The sequence below is a fragment of the Streptomyces sp. WAC00040 genome, assembly GCF_056835925.1.
Genome location: NZ_JAKQZE010000002.1, coordinates 556,323 through 573,314, shown reverse-complemented (window position 1 = coordinate 573,314; position 16,992 = coordinate 556,323). Strand labels below are relative to the sequence as shown.

17 protein-coding genes and 2 pseudogenes are annotated in these 16,992 nt (G+C 70.1%); 6 read left to right on the top strand and 13 right to left on the bottom strand.

Going from position 1 to position 16,992, the window contains the following annotated elements; translation table 11 throughout:
• The first annotated feature begins 26 nt into the window (after window positions 1–26).
• Entirely contained in the window at window positions 27–836 is an 810-nt protein-coding gene (locus tag MDN94_RS21935) for an N-formylglutamate amidohydrolase (protein ID WP_482727582.1), read from the top strand.
• Window positions 837–1,351: 515 nt separating this feature from the next.
• Here MDN94_RS21935 and MDN94_RS21930 read toward each other — a convergent pair.
• The 3 genes and pseudogenes from MDN94_RS21930 to MDN94_RS21920 all read right to left on the bottom strand — a co-directional run.
• Window positions 1,352–1,491 (bottom strand): annotated as a pseudogene (locus MDN94_RS21930) (transposase); the annotation flags it as partial.
• Window positions 1,488–1,778: a hypothetical protein gene (locus MDN94_RS21925; protein WP_482727581.1), complete on the bottom strand. Its 291-nt coding sequence runs from the start codon at window positions 1,776–1,778 to the stop codon at window positions 1,488–1,490. The gene MDN94_RS21925 and the pseudogene MDN94_RS21930, both read right to left, overlap by 4 nt.
• Window positions 1,779–2,196: 418 nt before the next feature.
• Window positions 2,197–2,646 carry a hypothetical protein gene (locus MDN94_RS21920; protein WP_482727580.1) on the bottom strand — a complete coding sequence of 150 codons (450 nt, stop codon included), beginning with the start codon at window positions 2,644–2,646 and terminating at the stop codon, window positions 2,197–2,199.
• 572 nt (window positions 2,647–3,218) lie between these two features.
• Here MDN94_RS21920 and MDN94_RS21915 point away from each other — a divergent pair.
• Both MDN94_RS21915 and MDN94_RS21910 read left to right on the top strand, forming a co-directional pair.
• Complete coding sequence (locus tag MDN94_RS21915; RefSeq protein ID WP_482727579.1) at window positions 3,219–3,416, top strand: hypothetical protein; 198 nt, start codon at window positions 3,219–3,221, stop codon at window positions 3,414–3,416.
• Window positions 3,417–3,718: 302 nt separating this feature from the next.
• Window positions 3,719–4,816 (top strand): hypothetical protein, encoded by a 1,098-nt coding sequence (locus MDN94_RS21910; protein WP_482727578.1) that lies wholly within the window; start codon window positions 3,719–3,721, stop codon window positions 4,814–4,816.
• A 348-nt stretch (window positions 4,817–5,164) separates the two neighbouring features.
• Here the strand turns inward: MDN94_RS21910 and MDN94_RS21905 are convergent, their stop codons facing one another.
• The 3 genes from MDN94_RS21905 to MDN94_RS21895 form a co-directional block, all read right to left on the bottom strand.
• Window positions 5,165–5,707: a hypothetical protein gene (locus tag MDN94_RS21905; protein ID WP_482727577.1), complete on the bottom strand. Its 543-nt coding sequence runs from the start codon at window positions 5,705–5,707 to the stop codon at window positions 5,165–5,167.
• Entirely contained in the window at window positions 5,704–6,369 is a 666-nt protein-coding gene (locus tag MDN94_RS21900) for a hypothetical protein (protein WP_482727576.1), read from the bottom strand. Before MDN94_RS21900 ends, MDN94_RS21905 begins: the two co-directional genes overlap by 4 nt.
• A 528-nt stretch (window positions 6,370–6,897) precedes the next feature.
• Window positions 6,898–8,790 carry a cellulase family glycosylhydrolase gene (locus tag MDN94_RS21895; protein WP_482727575.1) on the bottom strand — a complete coding sequence of 631 codons (1,893 nt, stop codon included), beginning with the start codon at window positions 8,788–8,790 and terminating at the stop codon, window positions 6,898–6,900.
• A 137-nt stretch (window positions 8,791–8,927) separates the two neighbouring features.
• Between MDN94_RS21895 and MDN94_RS21890 the strand changes: the two genes are divergently transcribed.
• Entirely contained in the window at window positions 8,928–9,191 is a 264-nt protein-coding gene (locus MDN94_RS21890; protein ID WP_482727574.1) for a GlsB/YeaQ/YmgE family stress response membrane protein, read from the top strand.
• Between the two features lie 45 nt (window positions 9,192–9,236).
• Here the strand turns inward: MDN94_RS21890 and MDN94_RS21885 are convergent.
• Window positions 9,237–9,335: pseudogene (locus MDN94_RS21885) on the bottom strand (IS5/IS1182 family transposase); the annotation flags it as partial.
• A 264-nt stretch (window positions 9,336–9,599) separates the two neighbouring features.
• On the bottom strand, window positions 9,600–11,621 hold the full coding sequence (locus tag MDN94_RS21880; RefSeq protein ID WP_482727573.1) for a glycoside hydrolase family 5 protein: 2,022 nt from the start codon (window positions 11,619–11,621) through the stop codon (window positions 9,600–9,602).
• Window positions 11,622–11,827: 206 nt separating this feature from the next.
• Here MDN94_RS21880 and MDN94_RS21875 point away from each other — a divergent pair, with 206 nt between their 5' ends.
• On the top strand, window positions 11,828–12,670 hold the full coding sequence (locus MDN94_RS21875; protein ID WP_482727572.1) for a PP2C family protein-serine/threonine phosphatase: 843 nt from the start codon (window positions 11,828–11,830) through the stop codon (window positions 12,668–12,670).
• A 264-nt stretch (window positions 12,671–12,934) separates the two neighbouring features.
• Here MDN94_RS21875 and MDN94_RS21870 read toward each other — a convergent pair whose 3' ends face one another.
• From MDN94_RS21870 to MDN94_RS21850, 5 genes are all read right to left on the bottom strand, one after another.
• Window positions 12,935–13,390: a pyridoxamine 5'-phosphate oxidase family protein gene (locus tag MDN94_RS21870; RefSeq protein WP_482727571.1), complete on the bottom strand. Its 456-nt coding sequence runs from the start codon at window positions 13,388–13,390 to the stop codon at window positions 12,935–12,937.
• A 63-nt stretch (window positions 13,391–13,453) separates the two neighbouring features.
• A complete protein-coding gene (locus MDN94_RS21865; protein ID WP_482727570.1) occupies window positions 13,454–14,080 on the bottom strand; it encodes a VOC family protein in 627 nt (208 codons plus the stop codon).
• 5 nt (window positions 14,081–14,085) lie between these two features.
• Window positions 14,086–14,550: a helix-turn-helix transcriptional regulator gene (locus tag MDN94_RS21860; protein ID WP_482727569.1), complete on the bottom strand. Its 465-nt coding sequence runs from the start codon at window positions 14,548–14,550 to the stop codon at window positions 14,086–14,088.
• 119 nt (window positions 14,551–14,669) lie between these two features.
• Complete coding sequence (locus MDN94_RS21855; protein WP_482727568.1) at window positions 14,670–15,080, bottom strand: VOC family protein; 411 nt, start codon at window positions 15,078–15,080, stop codon at window positions 14,670–14,672.
• 761 nt (window positions 15,081–15,841) lie between these two features.
• The gene (locus tag MDN94_RS21850; protein ID WP_441261764.1) at window positions 15,842–16,021 is read right to left on the bottom strand and encodes a hypothetical protein; all 180 of its coding nucleotides are present in this window, start codon (window positions 16,019–16,021) and stop codon (window positions 15,842–15,844) included.
• A gap of 413 nt (window positions 16,022–16,434) precedes the next feature.
• On the opposite strand from MDN94_RS21850, the gene MDN94_RS21845 reads away from it, so the two are divergent.
• Window positions 16,435–16,650, top strand: coding sequence for a hypothetical protein (locus tag MDN94_RS21845; protein ID WP_482727567.1), 216 nt, complete (start codon window positions 16,435–16,437; stop codon window positions 16,648–16,650).
• Window positions 16,651–16,992: the final 342 nt, after the last annotated feature.

Here is a 16,992-nt window from a genome sequence, read left to right as displayed (position 1 = left end):
TTCGAACCACCACGGCAAGGAACCACGTGAACGACACCAGCACCCCGGCCTCCTACCAGCTCCTGCCCGGGGCGGCCGACTCTCCCGTGATCCTGCACGTCCCTCACTCCGCCCGGGCCGTGCCCGACGGTGTACGCGCCGGCATCGTGCTTGACGACGCGGCGCTCCAGACGGAGCTCGACCACATCACCGACTCCCACACGGCCGAGATCGCCGAGATCGCCGCCGCGTCCGCGACCGTCGCGCCCTGGCGTTTCGTCAATGGGCTCTCGCGTCTTGTCGTGGACCCCGAGCGCTTCCCCGACGAGCGGGAGGAGATGCTGGCCGTCGGCATGGGCGCCGTCTACACGCGGACCACTCACCGGGAACGGCTTCGCCCGTCCGGCTTCGACCCGGCGGCGCTGATCGCGGACTACTTCGTTCCGTACGCGCGGGCCGTGACCGACGCCGTGGACGCCCGGCTGGACGCCGTGGGGCGGGCGGTCGTGATCGACGTGCACTCGTACCCGACCGAGGCCCTCCCCTACGAGCTGCACGGCGATGGCCCCCGGCCCCCGATCTGCCTCGGCACGGACTCCTTCCACACGCCGCCGGAGCTGCTCGCCGCGGCGCGGAAGGCGTTCTCGGGCTTCGGCGGCACCGGCCAGGACAGCCCCTTCGCGGGCACGTACGTCCCGCTGAAGCACTACGGCAAGGACCGGCGGGTCGGCGCACTGATGGTCGAGATACGCCGCGACATCTACATGTCTGAGCCTGGCGGCCCCGCCGGGCCGGGCCTCGAGGCCCTGGCCGCTGCGCTCGCCGAACTGGTCGACGCGGTGGGGGCGTCGGCCTGAGCGGCCCCGTCCCGGGCCGCCGGCGCGGCCCGGGACCCATCGTCACCGCCGGAGGAAGTAACTCGGATGCGACGGCTGGTTGTACGCGGTGTTCTGCCAGGCCAACTTTCCTCAGCTGCGGCGACATGACCGGCGAGTCCTGTGGACCTTGTATCCCCTGCTCAGAACAGTTCCGATGCGTTCCGTTCGAGAGTCCGACGAGTGTTGATCCGAGGGTTTGCATCCCTCCCCAAATGCTCCCCACTCCCCAGTGGCTCCCAAGGCTCAGTCCTCCCGCCAGCGCGCCTACAGCAGAAAGCCGGCCCGATCGGATGATCGGGGCGGCACTGTCTCTGCGTCTACGAGCCGAGACTCCCGGGCTGGGCGATTTCGTTTGGATCACCGGGCGGACCAGAGGAAGATGCCAGCGATGTGGAGTCCGGCCAGGTAGATGGTCGCGGTCTTCTCGCAGCGGGTGGCGATACGGCGCCACTGCTTGAGACGGTTGACGCACCGCTAGACGGTGTTGCGCTCGCATCGATCACCTCACGATGGTCCCGCCAGCGGCCACCCGTCTCGGCGCCCGGTCCCGAAGCAACGGCTCGATCCGCGCCCACTGCGCATCAGTCAACGGCACGCCCCGCCCAACGACCGGACGGTCGGAAAAGAGCGCTATGTGCCGGCCACACCATCGACCGGGTCGGTCGATGTCCACCAGCCCATCACCCGGTCGGCCATTGCTTCCGGCCGCGAGCCCAGAGGGTCGAGACCGAAGTGATCTTCCATCTCGTGCCGCAGGTATTCACCGATCTCGGTCCGGCTGGCGCCGGAACCGAGCCGCTGGAGGAGAGGGGCGAGCATGCAGTCGTACTCGTCCTGCACATCGTCAGCGACGCCCAACGGATCCCACTCGTTGAGCAGATGCCGCAGGTTGTCCTCGGTGGAGGTGTTCCAGGGTCTCATCGCCCCAGACTGCCACCCGGAACGACCGGCATCACCACCTGCTGATCCAAACGAAGTTGTGTAGCGACGGCGTATGCCCTTCCTGGCGGGGAGTCGGCGGTAGCGCGCCCCCTTGCCGCCCTTGGTCGCTTGAGCCTTGTCGCGGGCATAGCGCCGCAGTCGCGGTGCGCAAAGAAATATTGCCGCCGTTCCCAGCTTCGAGGCGATCAGGATTAGGGGGTCGCGCGCCCAGGACCGGCTCCGACGCCAGCACAGACGCTACTCGCCTACCGAGTTGAGCGATGCGGTACGTTCGCACGACGTGCACGCGGCTTCGCCGGAGTGGCGTCCGGCCCAGTCGCGGTAGGCGTAACAGATCCCGCCGGTGGACTTGAACAGACCCCAGGCATGGCATCGTCGGCACGAGTCGGGCAGGCCTTCAGAACACTGAGAAGCCACGCACCTGACGGCGCACAAGCCCTACCCCTTCTCGAGCGAGCGGGAGCTCAACGCGATCCTCGAGCTTGCCGAGCTGCCGATCGGCAGCCCACCTCGCGATATCCGGGGCTGCGGCCACTGTCTCGTAGACCTCACGGACATCCTTCACCCTCTGCTTCACCGCCGAGACGCCGTCGACTGCCGCCTCGACACAGGCGTCCATGACCTCCTGCGCGTCGTCCTTCAGATCGTCGGCAACATAGTCGAGCGTTGCCTTCGTAGCATCCTCGACCACACTGCCCGCAGCAGCTCCGGCCGCTTCGCCCGCCGCCTCTGCCGCCACATCACCGATCTTTCCCTTGAGCTGAGACCTCACGACGACTCGGACCGTAACCCTTGTCGCGGCTCCCATGGCCTTGCTCGTAGCGGAAAACACTTGCTCTCTGTTCACCTGACTGTCACCTCACACAACCGAACCGCTAGACCCCCGAGTTGACGGCACGCCACCGGATGGCCCTCGATCGATGAACCTCCGGCGGGCGAGTCAGTTCCAGATCAAGCAGCAGCGTCAGAGCACTCACAGCGCACACGATGGGCGCATTGGGGCGCACAACGACAACCCCATCGAGTGGGCCTTCGCCGTTCCTGCGACGTGATCACCGACGGTCGGCACACTCGTAGTCACCTGGGCGCACTTCTCATCCACTCTCCAGGCAGCGCACAAAGCCAAACGCATCCCCGCCAATCCGTTCCGTGATTCCGATCTGCGAGCGCCCCGCCTGCCCAAGTCGAAGGCGCTCGCCTGGACTCAGGACACTGTGGCGGCCGGGCGGCAAGCGACGGAGCGCTACCGCGTTCTCGTTGACCTGGCCGTGGGTGCTGTCCTGCGACAGGGAGAGGTGCTCGGCTTATCCCCCGACGACGTTGACGGCGAGGACATCCAAATCGTCCGGCAGATCGTCAAAGTGAACGGCAAGTTCGGTTTCGGTCCGCCGAAGGGCAACAAAGGGCGCACCGCACCGTGTGCCCTATGAACTGGCGAAGGCGATCAAGGAGTACGCGAACCGCTTCCCCACTGTGGAAGTGACGTTGCCGTGGGTTGATCCCGACCGGCCCAATCTGGCGTGGGAGGACAGGCCGCAGAGGACCGTGCGACTGCTCGTCACGACTCAGTTCACCCATGGTCTGAACGGCGGGGCCATCAACAAGGACACGTCTTGACCGACCTGGGCGATGGAAGTCCGGGCCGTTGCTGCACTGTTCGTCGCCGCGAGTGGGAAGGTTGCCGCCTCCTTCGTGAAGAAGTCCCCGCGGTGCGTTGGGTGTCGGGCGCACCGTCGATCCCCGACCCGACTGTGGCCACGCACCCCGGGACTCGCGGCGACACGGGGGGCGTGCCGGCCGGCCCGCCGCTGTGGTGGCCTTCCGGACATCGGCGCTCTGCGACAGACTTGGGCCCTGCGCAACGACAGGCGCCGCCGCCCGGCGGGTGACCAGGCGCTACCGTGGAGGGGGACTCTGCGATGGCCGACGCATCGAACGACGCACTGCCCGACGACGAGGTGCTCGCGGCCGTCGCCGAGCACCGGGGACGTTCGGGCGACACGGAACTGCGGCGCCTGGCGAGCAGTGCCAGGATCGAGCACCAGCCTCTTCTCGACTGCACCATCACCCGCTGCATCGAGTCGCGGACGACGGGCGAGCAGACCCGCCCGGCGCCGTTCGACCTGTCGGGACGCCCGGTCGTCGAGGACCTGGACGCCTATCGGCAGGACCCGCCGAAGGATCCTCGCCGGCGTGGGACCGTGCACATCGTTCTGGACGGTTCGGTCCGTGAAGTGCCGTGCCACGACTGCAGCAACGGCAAGCAGCAGTGCACCGACTGCAGGGGGACGGGGCGCCTTCAGTGCGAACCGCAGGTGCCGTGCACGGACTGCAAGAGTGTCACTTCCTGCACCAAGTGCCGCGGGCGGGGAGGATCGCGCAAGGCTCCCGTGACACCCGTCGCGCCGCAGAACGTGAAGCGCCCCGGCGTACGCGTCGACTGCGCCCTGTGCGAGGCGTCCGGTACGGCGTGCCCTCGCTGCCTGGGCTGGGGAAGGACGCTGTGCACCGACTGCGGTGGTGACGGCAAAGTGAAGTGCGGGCATTGCCAGGGGCGGGGACGGTGGAGCTGCGGCACATGTGCCGGCAAGGGACGCCTCACCATCTGGCGGGGCGCGGCGATCACCCGGGCGCCGGAGGAGGAGGACGTGACTCCCCCACCCCCGCGCGCGCCGTGGATCATCCGGTCACGGCTCAAGGGCAGGGGCGCGTGGCGGGAGGCAGTGGTGGGGGCGAAGGACCGGCTGCCCGCGGATCTCGCCGCTCACCATCGTTCCGCTATCGAGCGGAGCCTCGTGAAGAGGAGGGGCGAAGTGAGCAGGCAGGTCTCGATCCGCCACCTGCCGCTCGCGCGCGTGGTGCCGGCGGAGGAACAGAACCGCGTCTATTACGTCTACGCGGGCGTGACCCGGCCCCAGGTGACCTGGATCCCGTCGCGCCGCTGGGTCTCGCGTGTCGCCGCGGGGGCCGCCGCCGCCATGACGACGGCCGTGCTCCTGTTTGTCGCTCTGCGCTGAAAGCGCGGCTCCCCCGGCTCCCCGGTCCACGGTCGTCGTCGCCTCGAGGGCGCCACGACCTGCCCGGAAGGCCGCCGCCGGCGCCGGGGCAGATCCACGCCCTGCTCACCGGATCCGCTCTGGGCAGCCGTCGGCCGACCTGGCCGGCCACCGGACGGGGCCACAGTCGGGGTCGCGGGGCCGCGCGAAATCAACGTCCATATGCTCGCGGTGGGACGAGAGTTGGGCATCCGCTCCTACGGCGCGCACGCGCGCGTTCCAACGACGAGAGCACGACCACCCGCATCGGCTGAGCCCCCGCCCGAGCACAAGGCGGGGGTGGGGGCCGTACCTGTCAGCCGGCTCGGGCTACGGAAGCCGCTTCTTCTCGGCGTAGTAGGCGTATGCGTAACCGCCGCCCTCGGAGCCGGTGACTGCGGCCGAGAAGCCGAGAGGACCGGGTTTGGGCAGCTCGACGCTCCGCTGGAATACGGAACCGTCGCACACATGGGTGCCCGCGGCCGACGACACCTCCTCGTCCGCGACGGTGAACGTAAGGTTCACCGTGGCGCCACCCGTGCAGGTGAACGCGAACGTCACGCTCAGCACGTCGTCCGGTGTGGTGGGATGCGTGTTGCCGAACTGCCGCTGCAGCCCGCCGGACCCGCCCCCGAGGGACTCCCTGGTGACGAAGGTCTTCTCCAATACGGACTTCGCGGCCTCGGCGGCGGCCGTGTCCGGCGTCGCCGCCGCGGCGGATCCCGTCGTACCCGGGCTCTTCGAAGGCGATGCGGACCGCTCGCCCGAGCTGCACGCCCCTACACCTAGCAGCGTTGTGACGGCGAGGGCGACGGAGAGGCCCGCAGAGAGACGCTGTACGGCCCTGCCGTCCGCTCTCTGCTTCCCCCTCATGAACCCTGCCGCCCGATCGACATGTCGCCCTTCCGCGGAGCCAGGACGACGATGGTCTTCTTCTTGACGTTGCAGGGCGGAGCGATCCAGGTCTTCACGCCTGTGAGTTTCCAGCCGACCTGCCCGAGCACCGCCCGGTAGCCCTTCGAGGTGGTGTTCGTGTCGGTGACGGTCTGTGTCCCGGTCCACGTCCAGGCGTTGCTGATCTTGGTGTCGACACTGACCTTGGCCTTGGCCAGGATGGCCCCCGCCTCCGCCTCGGCGCTGGCGCCGATGTCCCAGGTGAAGGTGTGGCTGCCGGTCACCGTCCACGACACGGTTTGACGTGGCAGCAGCCACGTCGACTGCGGCTTCTTCTTGTCGGCGATGAAGTACGGCGACCCCTTGACGGTGTACGTCGGCCGGTTGTTCACCTCCGGGCAGGCCATCACGCCCATGTCCCCCTTTCCCGGCTTGGGCAGGGCCGTGGGCTCCTCCCCCTCGAACGTGAAGGTGACGGGGTCGTCCACGCCGACGACACGTCCGTCGTCCAGAACGATCTTCGGGCCCTCGGCCGGAGTCGGCTCGTCCACCGGAGCGGCGGCACTCGCGCCGGCTCCTGCCAGGAGTACGGTGCCGGCGGTCATGAGAGGCAGTGCGGTGCGCATCGCGATCCGGCTCATGTGTCCCCGTTTCATTTGTGTGTTGAGACGGCTCCTGGTCAGGGAGCCGAAACCCGTCACCCTGAGCAATGCATGGAAGAGAGCTCTGGGTGATCTGCTGGGCCGTTCCTACCGCGCTGCGATCACGAGGCACAATGACCAGTGACGTGGATCACGCGCAGACGCCTGATTGCGGCACTCCAACGGGCAGTTGGCTCAGGCGAACCTCAAATCACGGACAGCGCGAAGGCTCACCCCGCCTCGGGAATCGACGGCTCTCCGTCGCCGTGCGTGATCAAAGTCGAGCCCTCCGGCCGACCCGGTCCCGAGGGGCCGGGCGCGGACAATCGCGGCAACGGGAGGTCTGGCGTTGCTCGGTTCCGCGGCTGCCTCGCGGGACGCAGGCCATCGGCGTCCCGCTGGAACCCAGCTATCGCATGCGCGCCGCGCGTCCCGGTGGTCTGGCGGTACGACTCGGTCGACAGCCCTCGTCCCGCCCACCGTCGCCGGCACCGCATTGCCGGCCCGCTGCCGTCCCGGCCGCCCGACTCAGCGCATGCCTCCCGCCCACTGCGTCAGTTCCGCGCGGGCCGCCCGCAGCAGGTCGGCTGAGGGCGCCGTCGCGCCGTCCGTCACCAGAGCGACGTGGATGCCCGGGTCGCCGCCCTGTGACGTGAGCAGGAGGCGGCGGCTGCCCGTGCCGCCCGGTTCGGGGGCCGCCGCCACGGGCGTGCCGGGTTCGTACGAAGGCAGGCCGTGCAGCGCTTTGAGGTCGGAGACCACCGTCGTACGGGCAGGGTCGAACGACGCCGGGAGGTGCAGCTCCGTCGGGGCGGACGTGCCGTCAGGGCGCCAGAGGAGCACCCCGTACCGGCCGGTGCCGACCAGTTCCGCGAGGCGTGGCATCGAGGCCGGGACCGGGTTCCAGGTGAGCGTGGTGGAGTCGTCGCGGGAGCGGTCCTCGTAGCTGAATCCGACCACGCGGCCCGCCGTCGCGCTCGGATAGAGGCGGTCGAGGAGCCGTGCGTCCTGGCGGAGCACGGCGGTGCGCGAGTCGTCGAGGCGGACGGCGGACAGGTCCTCGTCGTTCCAGGCGTCGCCCTCGGTCAGGACCTTGTCGGGGTTGCCGTTCATGAGCTCGTGGTGGCGGCCGTTGTAGATGTCCCACTGCCACTGGGTACCGGAGAGGACCGGGCCGGAGTCCTGCGGCCGCGACCACCAGGTGCCGCCCGGGAGGCGGGAGTCGAGGGCCTGGTACATCGCCTTCAGCACGGTCGGGGCCTTGTCGGCGGCCGTCCCCGTCAGGGGGTGGCCGAACTCGCTCACGATCCCCGCCGTGCCGGCCCCGGCCGCACGGTCGCGGACGGTGGCGAAGTCGCCCGCGTACTGGCCGTTCTTCGCCTTGCCCCACATGAAGACGCCGGAGATGGCCTTCTGGTCGTAGAAGTGCGTGTTGAAGACATAGCGGGGGCCGAGGGCGGCGCCGGCGTCGAGGAGGCCGCCTGCCTGTCGCTGGAAGTCGAGATTGGCGTTCCAGAAGAGGTTGGGTTCGACGAAGGCGGGTTTGTCGCGCCAGCCCGCCTCGTCCATCCGGGCGCGGAACTTCTCGTAGAACGGCCAGAGCACGTCCCGTTCCCAGGCGCGGCTGCTCTGGCCCGGTTCGTAGGTCCCCGCGTGCGGTTCGTTGTACGGGTCGAATCCGGCGATGCCGGCGAACTCGGGAGGAGTGAGATGTTCGGCGAGGTACGCCATCGCCGACCGGGCGGTGTCGAGGAAGGCGTCCTGGACACCGCCCCTGTTGTGCCAGAAGTCGTACGTCGCCTGGGTGACGGCCTTGTTCTGCGTGATGTTCTGGCCCCAGAACAGGCAGACGCCGCAGGATTCGCGCGGGTAGTTACCCTGTTCCACGGCCCAGGCGGGGGCTCCGTCACCGGTGTACCAGCTGTCCTCGTGGAAGAGGTGGCGGGAGTAGAGGTCCTGGTGGAAGTCGGGGTAGACGCGGATACCGGCCCGGAGGAAGACGCGCAGCTGTTCGGTGACGGCGGCGAGGTAACGCTCGTCGACGCGGCCGCGCACCGGTTCCGTGTATGCCCAGGAGAGCAGGAACCGCGCGGTGTTGGCGCCGCCGAGTCTGCGCATCGCGGCCGCGGACTTCTCGGCGTCTGCGACGGAGGCGAAGGGCAGGCCGCCGTTCTCGTGGAGCTTGGCCCCGCCCGAGACGTTGTAGCCGCGCAGCACGACCTCGCGGCCGAGCCCGTCGGTGAAGCGTCCGTCCTCGACGGTGAGGATGCCGGCGGCCGGCTCGTCGAACCACAGGGCGCCGGGCAGCCGGTCCGGGGCGGAGGCCGTGGCCGTGGCCTGGGACGCTTCGGCGCTCGTCAGTGCGGCAGCCACAAGGACCGCGGCCAGGAGAACGAGCAGACGCGCACGCATCTTCGCCATGCCCCACACCGTGACTGACGCATCGTCAGCTTGTCAACGCCCGGACCATGCGGACGGCCCTCCAGGGGGAGCAGGCGTGCTCCGAGCCATGAGGGGCACCCGTATTCACGACACAGAACAACAGGAAGGGTACGATCATGGAGATTTCCGGCATCATCAGCGCGATCCTCATCGGCACCCTGATCGGCGTGCTCGGACGGCTGGCGGTACCGGGCCGGCAGCACATCGGCGTCCTGTGGACCATCGTCGTCGGCATCGCCGCCGCCTTCCTCGGCACCGCTCTCGCCGCCGCGTTCGGCGTGGCCGACACCGACGGCGTCGACTGGATCGAGTGGCTGTTCCAGATCGCACTCGCCGCGGTGGGCGTGGCCGCGCTGAGCCGCGCGAAGGCGCTGCGCTGACCTGGAGCCCCGGAATCGCCCGCGCGAAGGCCGGCAGTCGGCGGAGGCGTCGCAGGCGGCGTGGATCTTGCTGGTCAGGCCGCCTCGGGAGCGTCCGGGCGCAAGGCCGCCGGAGCCCCTTCTCGGGCTCCGGCGGCGCGCTGGTGAACAGCAACCGGCGCACGGCATACCGGCCTTCGCCGTGCGCATCGAGGCGGAAGGCCGATCGCTGGTCTGCTCCGGCGACGTCGGCTCCCGTCCCAGTGCCTCGTGCACGGTCCCTGACAAGGCTTCACCGTCCGTGAGCCGGCGCATCCGCCGAGCCTGTGCTCGGCCTGGTGCGCCGTTGGGCCGAGTCCGCCTTCCAACGAGTCAGCCGGCGTTCGCAACTTCCTCGGTTCATGCTCCGGTGCCGGCGAGGCGACCCCCTCAGCCCATCTTCCGGCACAGCAGCGCGTCCGGTGTCCGGGACGAGCCCACGCGGCCGGTGTACGCGATACCGGCCGCGTACTCGTCGTCCGCGCACTGGCCCTTGAACCGGCCATGGGCGAAGTCCCCTCCACGGGCCTCGGGCGGGCGGTTGTCGCCACGGTCGAACCAGACGGTCCGGCCGCCCGCACCGAGCGGCGTCCGGGCCGCGACGCACAGGGCCGCCGAGACTGCTGCTCCGCGGACGCTGTAGCCGGTGAGGAAGTGGCCTGTGGGGCACTGGAGCTTGGTGTAGCCCGACGCCCAGTCGCCACCCGCCGCGACGTGGCGCTCGTCGCGCACCACCTCGTACGGGCCGTCGGCCGCCCAGAGATCTCGGGCTGTCGTGTCGGTGCACAGGCCACGGCCCCCGGTACGGGCCAGGCCGGCCAGTCGCTGGCCGTCGGGGCAGGCCGCCTTGCGTGCGCCGACGTCCCAGTCGCCCGCGGCCCGCATCCGCAGCGACTGGACGAAGTCGCCGTGGTCCGGGCCGAGCATGGACCAGCGGTCCGTGTAGGGGACTGGACCGGTGCGCCCCTCGGCGGCGACGAGGCGGCTCCACGCGCCGGCGCGCCAGTCGTCACCGTCGAAGACGCCGATGCGCCGACCGGCGGAGTCCCAGTGGAGCAGGGCCCAGCCGTTGCCCTTGCGGTCCTCGTGCCAGCCGACCATCGGCCAGTACGCGAAGTCGGCGTCCCTGGCGATGAGATGGTCGATGAAGTTCTCGAACCAGGCGCGTGGCTTCTCGCCGTGCTCGTCACGGCCGCCGATGCCGAACTCGCTGATCCACACGGGCGCGGTGAAGTGCCGGCCGGCCTGGCCGGACACATAGAAGGCCTGCCGGTCGAGTACCTCGAACAGCTCCTCGCGGCCGAAGTCGCGGTAGCGGTTGTCGGAGGTCTCGCCCACGCCGGTGGCGCCGGTGTGGTGAGGGCCGGTGTAGTCGTAGAAGTGGGCGGAGTAGACGAGCTTGCCTGACCGTACGAGCGTGTGGGACAGCCGCTGCACGGGCTCCAGTGTGGGGCGCCCGTGCGGAAGGCCGTCGACGGGGACGCCGGTCCAATTGATGCCCTCGACCACGATCAGGAGGTCCGGATGGGCCTCCTGGAGGATGCGGTCACCGACGCGCTGCGAGGCGGCGAACCAGTCATGGCGGCCACCGAGCCCCCAGTTGGGGTCGTCCCAGACCGAACGGCGCACCTCGTTGTAGAGGTCGGCGCCGACGACGCGCGGCTCGTGACGGTAGCGGCGGGCCATGAAGAGCCAGTCGGCCTCCCACTCGGCGTCGGCGCGGCTCGCGTTCCAGCGTTCGTTGCCGTCGACACCGCAGCACCAACGGGTGGTGTTGGTGTGGTTGTTGAGGACGACAGCGAGTCCAGCGCCGGTGAGGGCGGCAACGACGGCGTCGTAGACCTGGAGGGGTGTACGACCGCGCAGGGCCGGATTGGCGGCCACCGACGCGTCGGCGACGGGGCGCCGGTCGTGCACCATCTCGTTGGAGAAGGGCAGGCGGACGCTGTTGAGCCCCAGCTCACGGAAGCCGGCGACGATCTCGGACATGGGGGCCCGATCGAGCCCGAGCGGAATACGGTCCGCCTTCTCGCCCGCGTGGTGGTTCGCCGGGTCGTCGCGGTCGCCGGTTCCGGTCCAGGTGCCGCTCGCGCCGTGCCAGTTGCCGGACTTGAGCTTGAAGCGGTTGCCGTCGGCGTCGACGATGTAGCGGCCGCGAGTACTCAGCGGCGGGGTCCATTCGGGGGCGGCCGAAGGAACGGGGCCGGCGGCGGGAGGCGGGACGGGGGCTGAAAGGGGAGCGGCGGGAGGCGGGACGGGGGCCGCCTCGTTCGGTAAGGCCACGGTCGACGTCGGCGGGAGCGGTGGCACCGTAGCCGCCGCCTCTGCCGGGATCGTGGCCGCCGTGCTCGCCAGGAGCGCGGTCAGGGCGGTCACGACGACCACCTTCACCTTGCCGGGGGATCCGTACATGACCGACCGTCCGTTTCCGGCGCGCGCGTCCCGCGACCGGCCGGTCGATGTGCGCCGGAACCTGACACGGGCCATGGCCGAGGGGGGGTGCGTGCGTTGACATGGCTCCGCCATAGTGGCGGGGCGCGGTCCCGGTGAACAGAGGGACGCCCGGCCACGTCCGCCGGCGCCAGGACGTGGCAGGACCGTCTGTCAGGATCCTCCCGATGAGCGAGAACGAGATGTGTGTCCGGTGCGGCGGGATCGTCGCCCCGGACGGCCACTGCTGGGAATGCGGCCACGCGCAGCCGGCCTTCCGGTCGCACCTCGAGGTCACGGCCCCGGACGGCGCGGCGGGCGTCAGCGACCGCGGCAAGCGGCGTGACGTCAACGCGGACGCCATGGCCCTGACCCGACGCGATGACTGGACGATCGGAGTCGTCTGCGACGGCGTCTCCATGTCGCCCCGTTCGGAGCGCGCCGCTCAGGTCGCGGCCGAGGTGGGGGCGCGGGTGCTGGCGGCGCGACTGCCGTTGGGCGTGCTGCCCGAGACAGCGCTCCGCGAGGCCGTGGCCCGCGCGGCACAGGCGGTTGCCGCCTTGGCCGACCCTGGCGACACGGGCCTGTCACCGGCCTGCACGTTCGTCGCCGGCGTGGCGGGCCCGGCGGGAATCTGGAGTGCGTCGGTCGGCGACAGCCGGGCCTACTGGTTGCCGGACGAGGGCACCGGCATGTCGCTCACCGAGGACGACCTCGGGGAACACGACGCCCTCGCCGCCTGGCTGGGCGCGGACGCGGACGATACGGAAGCACGCGTCCGGAGCTACCGGCCCTCCGTGCCCGGTCGCCTGCTGCTCTGCACGGACGGGTTGTGGCGCTACCTGCCCGGAGCCGAAGGCCTGCGGGACATGCTCAGCCGCCTGTCCCGGGCGTCGGCGGACGGCGTCGATCTACTGCCGTCCGTAAGGGAGTTGGTCCGCCACGCGCTGGACGCGGGCGGGCACGACAACATCACCGCCGTGCTCGTCCCCGTCGACGCGGCCGCTCCCGGGGCCCGCTCCGCCCAGTGAACGCCGACGCCGGGCGGCCCTGCCGCGCGAACCGCGCACGGCGGCCGGCCACCACGGCAGAACGGCGGCAAGGGACCGGACGCACCGGGCTCGGGTCGCCGGATCCGCAGAACGCTCCCGCCCGGCGCCTACACCGCGCAACCGCGGTACGGACAGGCCTTCCATGAGGCATGTACAGGCTCCTGCCGGATCAGCGGTCCCACGACGACAGGAGACGCGGGTCGCACCGCTCGCGGACCGGACGGGTCGGGTCGCCGTGCGCGGTCAGCCCAGCCAGCAGCCGTCGCGCATCAGGTCGCGGCCCCGAAGCTCGTTCGCCTCACGCCAGGCCTGTATGCGTCGCGGCCGGATCAGGAAGTACTGGTACGGCTCGTCGAGCTCGCGGGGATCGAAACCGGTCTTCGTCGCGAACGCGTCCCCCGTACCGGGTGCGAGGCCGGCGACGTCCACCGGCTCGGCGGTGCCGTCGACGAGGACGACATCGCGGGTCGGCCCGAAGCTGAGACGCACCCGCACGTCCGCCAGCAGATTGCGGCTCGTGACCGAGGAGCGCGGCGTCGAGATGAGGAACGCGGTCCCGTCCCAGAGGTACGAGAGCGGGATGAGGTGGACGCCGCCCGGGGCGCCCGATGTCGCGACCCAGAGATCGACGTCGCTCTCCAGTCTGGCGCGGGTGTCCCGCAGTCTTTCCTCGAGTCCACGCGGCGGCGCGCTCGTCATGCATCCTCCGGTCGGTTCGTGGAGAGCCCGCCCGTCAGGGGCGGACTGCGTCGGTCATCAAAATCAGGCGGTGGGGGCCGGCGCTGCGGCTTCCCACTTGAATCCGTCGGGGTCGGTGAAGGATCCGCCGTCGCCTCCGATCACGAGCCGGCGCGATCCCGTGCCGTCGGGTGAGACGCCGGCCACCTTGGCCAGGCCACGACGCTTGTACAGCGCGAGCTTGACGGGACCGGAACCGGTGGCGAACTCGACGTACTTGCTGCCGAAGCTCTTCGCCACGGCGAGGCCACGGTCGACGTAGAACTGCTTGGTGGCCTTCATGTCCTCTACGCCCAGCAACAGCACGATCTCGTCGATCTGCCGGGTGGCCGGGCCGGTGTCCTTCTTCGACGACGACGCGATCTGCCAGATCGTCCCGTCCGGGGCCTGTACGACACCCCCGTAGCCCCAGAGCGACTTGGTGGCGGGCTTCAGCGTCGCGGCGCCGGCCTCCACGGCGGCGTCTACGAGGGCGTTGACGTCGGCCGGCTGGGACACGACGAGCGACAGCGTGAAGCCGCGGAAGCCGGTCGTCGGTGCCTCCGAGGCCCGCAGGCGCAACTGCGTGCCCAGGCCGAAGGCGGTCGTGTAGAGCTTTTCGGCGGACGTGGGGTCGGCCACCTCGAGGGTGACGCACTCGATGTTTTCCATGGTCCTCACGCTAGTTCCGGCTCTGCGACCGGTGCTTCTTCATTCCTGACCGTTCTTGTCGCCTGCTTCGCCACGGGCCGCGGCGCCCCCTCAGCGGTGCGGGTCACGCGGCGCCGGTAGGCGCTGGGCGGCATGCCGACCAGCTCGGTGAAGCGGGTGGTGAAGGTCCCCGGCGACGAGCAGCCGACCGTCAGGCAGACCTCGGTGACACTGAGGTCGCCACGGCGCAGCAGCACAGTGGCGCGCTCGATGCGGCGTGTCATCAGGTAGGCGTAGGGCGACTCGCCGTACGCGCTCCGGAACTGGCGGCTGAGATGGCCGGGGGACATGTCCGCGCCGCGGGCCAGTGTCTCGACGTTCAGCGGCTGCGCGTACTCCCGGTCGATCCGGTCACGGACGCGACGCAGTCGCGCGAGCTCGCTCAGGCGGTGCGCCATAGTGAGTGCGCGCGCCCATGCGGGACGACACATGAGAAGACTCCTTTGCTTGGAGGAGCGGACGGCGAGGAGCGGACCGCGACGGACGGACCGCCACGGAGGGACCGCGCCGGAAACGGACTGCGCGGAGTGACCGCCACCGGTCGGAGCGGTCAGCGAAGCTCCTGGATGCGGATCAGGTTGCCCGCGGGGTCTCTGAAGGCACAGTCGCGGATGCCGTACGGCTGCTCGGTCGGCTCCTGGACGACCTCGACGTCGCATGCCTGCACCTTCTCGAACGTGCCGTCGAGGTCCGGGGTGGCCAGCAGGATCCAGCCGTAGGTGCCCTTGGCCATCATCTCGGTGATGGTGCGGCGCTCGTCCTCGGTGATGCCGGGGTCGGCCGCCGGCGGTGCCAGGAGGATGGACGTGCCGGGCCGGCCGACGGGGCCGACGGTGATCCAGCGCATCGTGCCCTGTCCGACGTCACTTCGGACCTCGAAGCCCAGTGCGTCGCGGTAGAAGGCCAGCGACGCGTCCGGGTCGTTGTGCGGGAGGAAGCTCGTGTGAATGGTGATGTCCATGACGATCATGGTAGGGACGGCCCGGTGACCGTGCTTCTCGATTCCTGACCGATCTGCGACGTGTCCGATCCGGCGCCCCTCTCGCGCCCCGCCGCCCTCCACCTCGTCTCGCCCCGCTACCCCGGCCCTCAGCCGAGGCACGGTGCACACCGGGCGCGCCGACCTCGAAGGCGAAGCTGCGCGGTGGCGGACGACGTCCGGCGCGTATGCGTCATGCTGTGGCGCGTCGGGCCTCAGGGTCGTGTCGGCCACGGGCGGCCCCGGACGCTCCCGGCCCGACGACCCCGCGCAGGGCTGACTCGATCGGAGGCGAGTACGGGCCGCGGTCGCTCGCGGTGCTGCGGGACGGCGGCACGCTCGTCACCCTGCCGTCACCGGACGAGGTCCCCGCCGGCGCGGGGCGGGGTGTGCGTACGGTCCGGGGCCTGCCATGCCCCCTCGGGGTCGGGCGCCCCGGGCGTCCGGACCGCCGGGGCCCGGACCGCCGGGCCCGGTCACCTGGAACTTCGTGTCGGGTGGTCGGCACCACCAGGGTCGTGGCTCGGCCCGAGGCGGGCGTCAGCGGTTGTGCCGGATCAGGCTGTGCACGAGGACGGACAGCGCCACCACGATCACCGTGACGTGCAGCCATCCGGAAGCAGCCGCGGCATCCACGGCCGCCGTTGTCATCAGGGCCATCATGTCCTCCGGTTCGATTCACCGAGCGAGCCGAACGGGCCGTGTGCGAGAAACGGCACGGGGCATCGGTACGGGTCAGGCTCTCAGCGCCGACGGGTCCGGCCGGACCTCCAGGACGTGCCGACGCCTGCGACATGGAGTGCGAGCAGCATCAGGCCCAGGAGCATCACGTTCGTCGACGCGAAGACTTCGTTCGTATCGATCTCGGCGGCGTTGATGAGGAACGCGATGAAGAACATCACCGCGGCGGCCAAACCCAGCATCGGACAACTCCCTCACATTGTGTTCGCTTACGGCTCGTCTGCCCCCGCAGCCCGCAGTCAGACCCGCCGGCCGCCACAACCCGGAGCGGCGGCCGCCGATGCCGCATCCGCAGAGGCCCGGGGGTCGGCCGAAGGCCTCGAGCGCCCGGGGGGACGGAGGCGCTGTTCGCCCCCGCTGCCGCGCGGAAAAGTGCACGCTATTTGGTGTTGTCGTGAAGAAGTATTCACCCGTCAGAAACGGAACGCCAGTTGCCGGTTGACCCGTTGGCGTGATCTCATCCTCGGTAACGGGAGTCCTGATCGTGGATGCCCATTCCGGGCGCAAGGCGACGGTTCACGTCGGCCCGTTCCCCTTTGACGCGCGTACGGTCGGCGTCAGTTCAGGAATCCCCCCGTACGGAAAAGGAGAGACAGTGCGTAACGGCTTCACCCCGGTTGAGACCGCCGAAATTTCCGAGAGCGAGCTGGACGGCATTGCCGGCGGTATCGCGAGCGCCCACGTCGGTGTCAACAGCTACGGCGCCGCCGTGAACGTCGGTGACGTCGTCGGCACCGTCCAGTCCGTCGCGGCAGTCGTGCCGGTCGCCGCGGCCACCGGTCTCGTCTCGGTGCAGACGACCGGCTTCTGATACCACCGCAGACCGAGAAGGACCGCTTTCGGGCCCTGTCGGTTGTGCATTGCTCGAGCGGGCCCCGGAACGTTTCCAGTACCGGGGCCCATTCGCATGCCTTGCACGCTCCGGCACGTTGTCGCGTTCTGCCGCGAATCATCGGGCAGCGGGAATTCCGGTACGGGCGGCGGGCCGGGAACCGAGACGATCCCTCTCTGCGGGTAGGGCGCCCGAATACGCCGAAGGCGGTGGCCCGGTGAGATCCCCGGGCCACCGCACGGCATTCATCACGGTCGGGCTTTTGGAACGCACCGTGAAGAGACGGCCACCGTTTCCTCACGGACGACCGGACCCGGACAC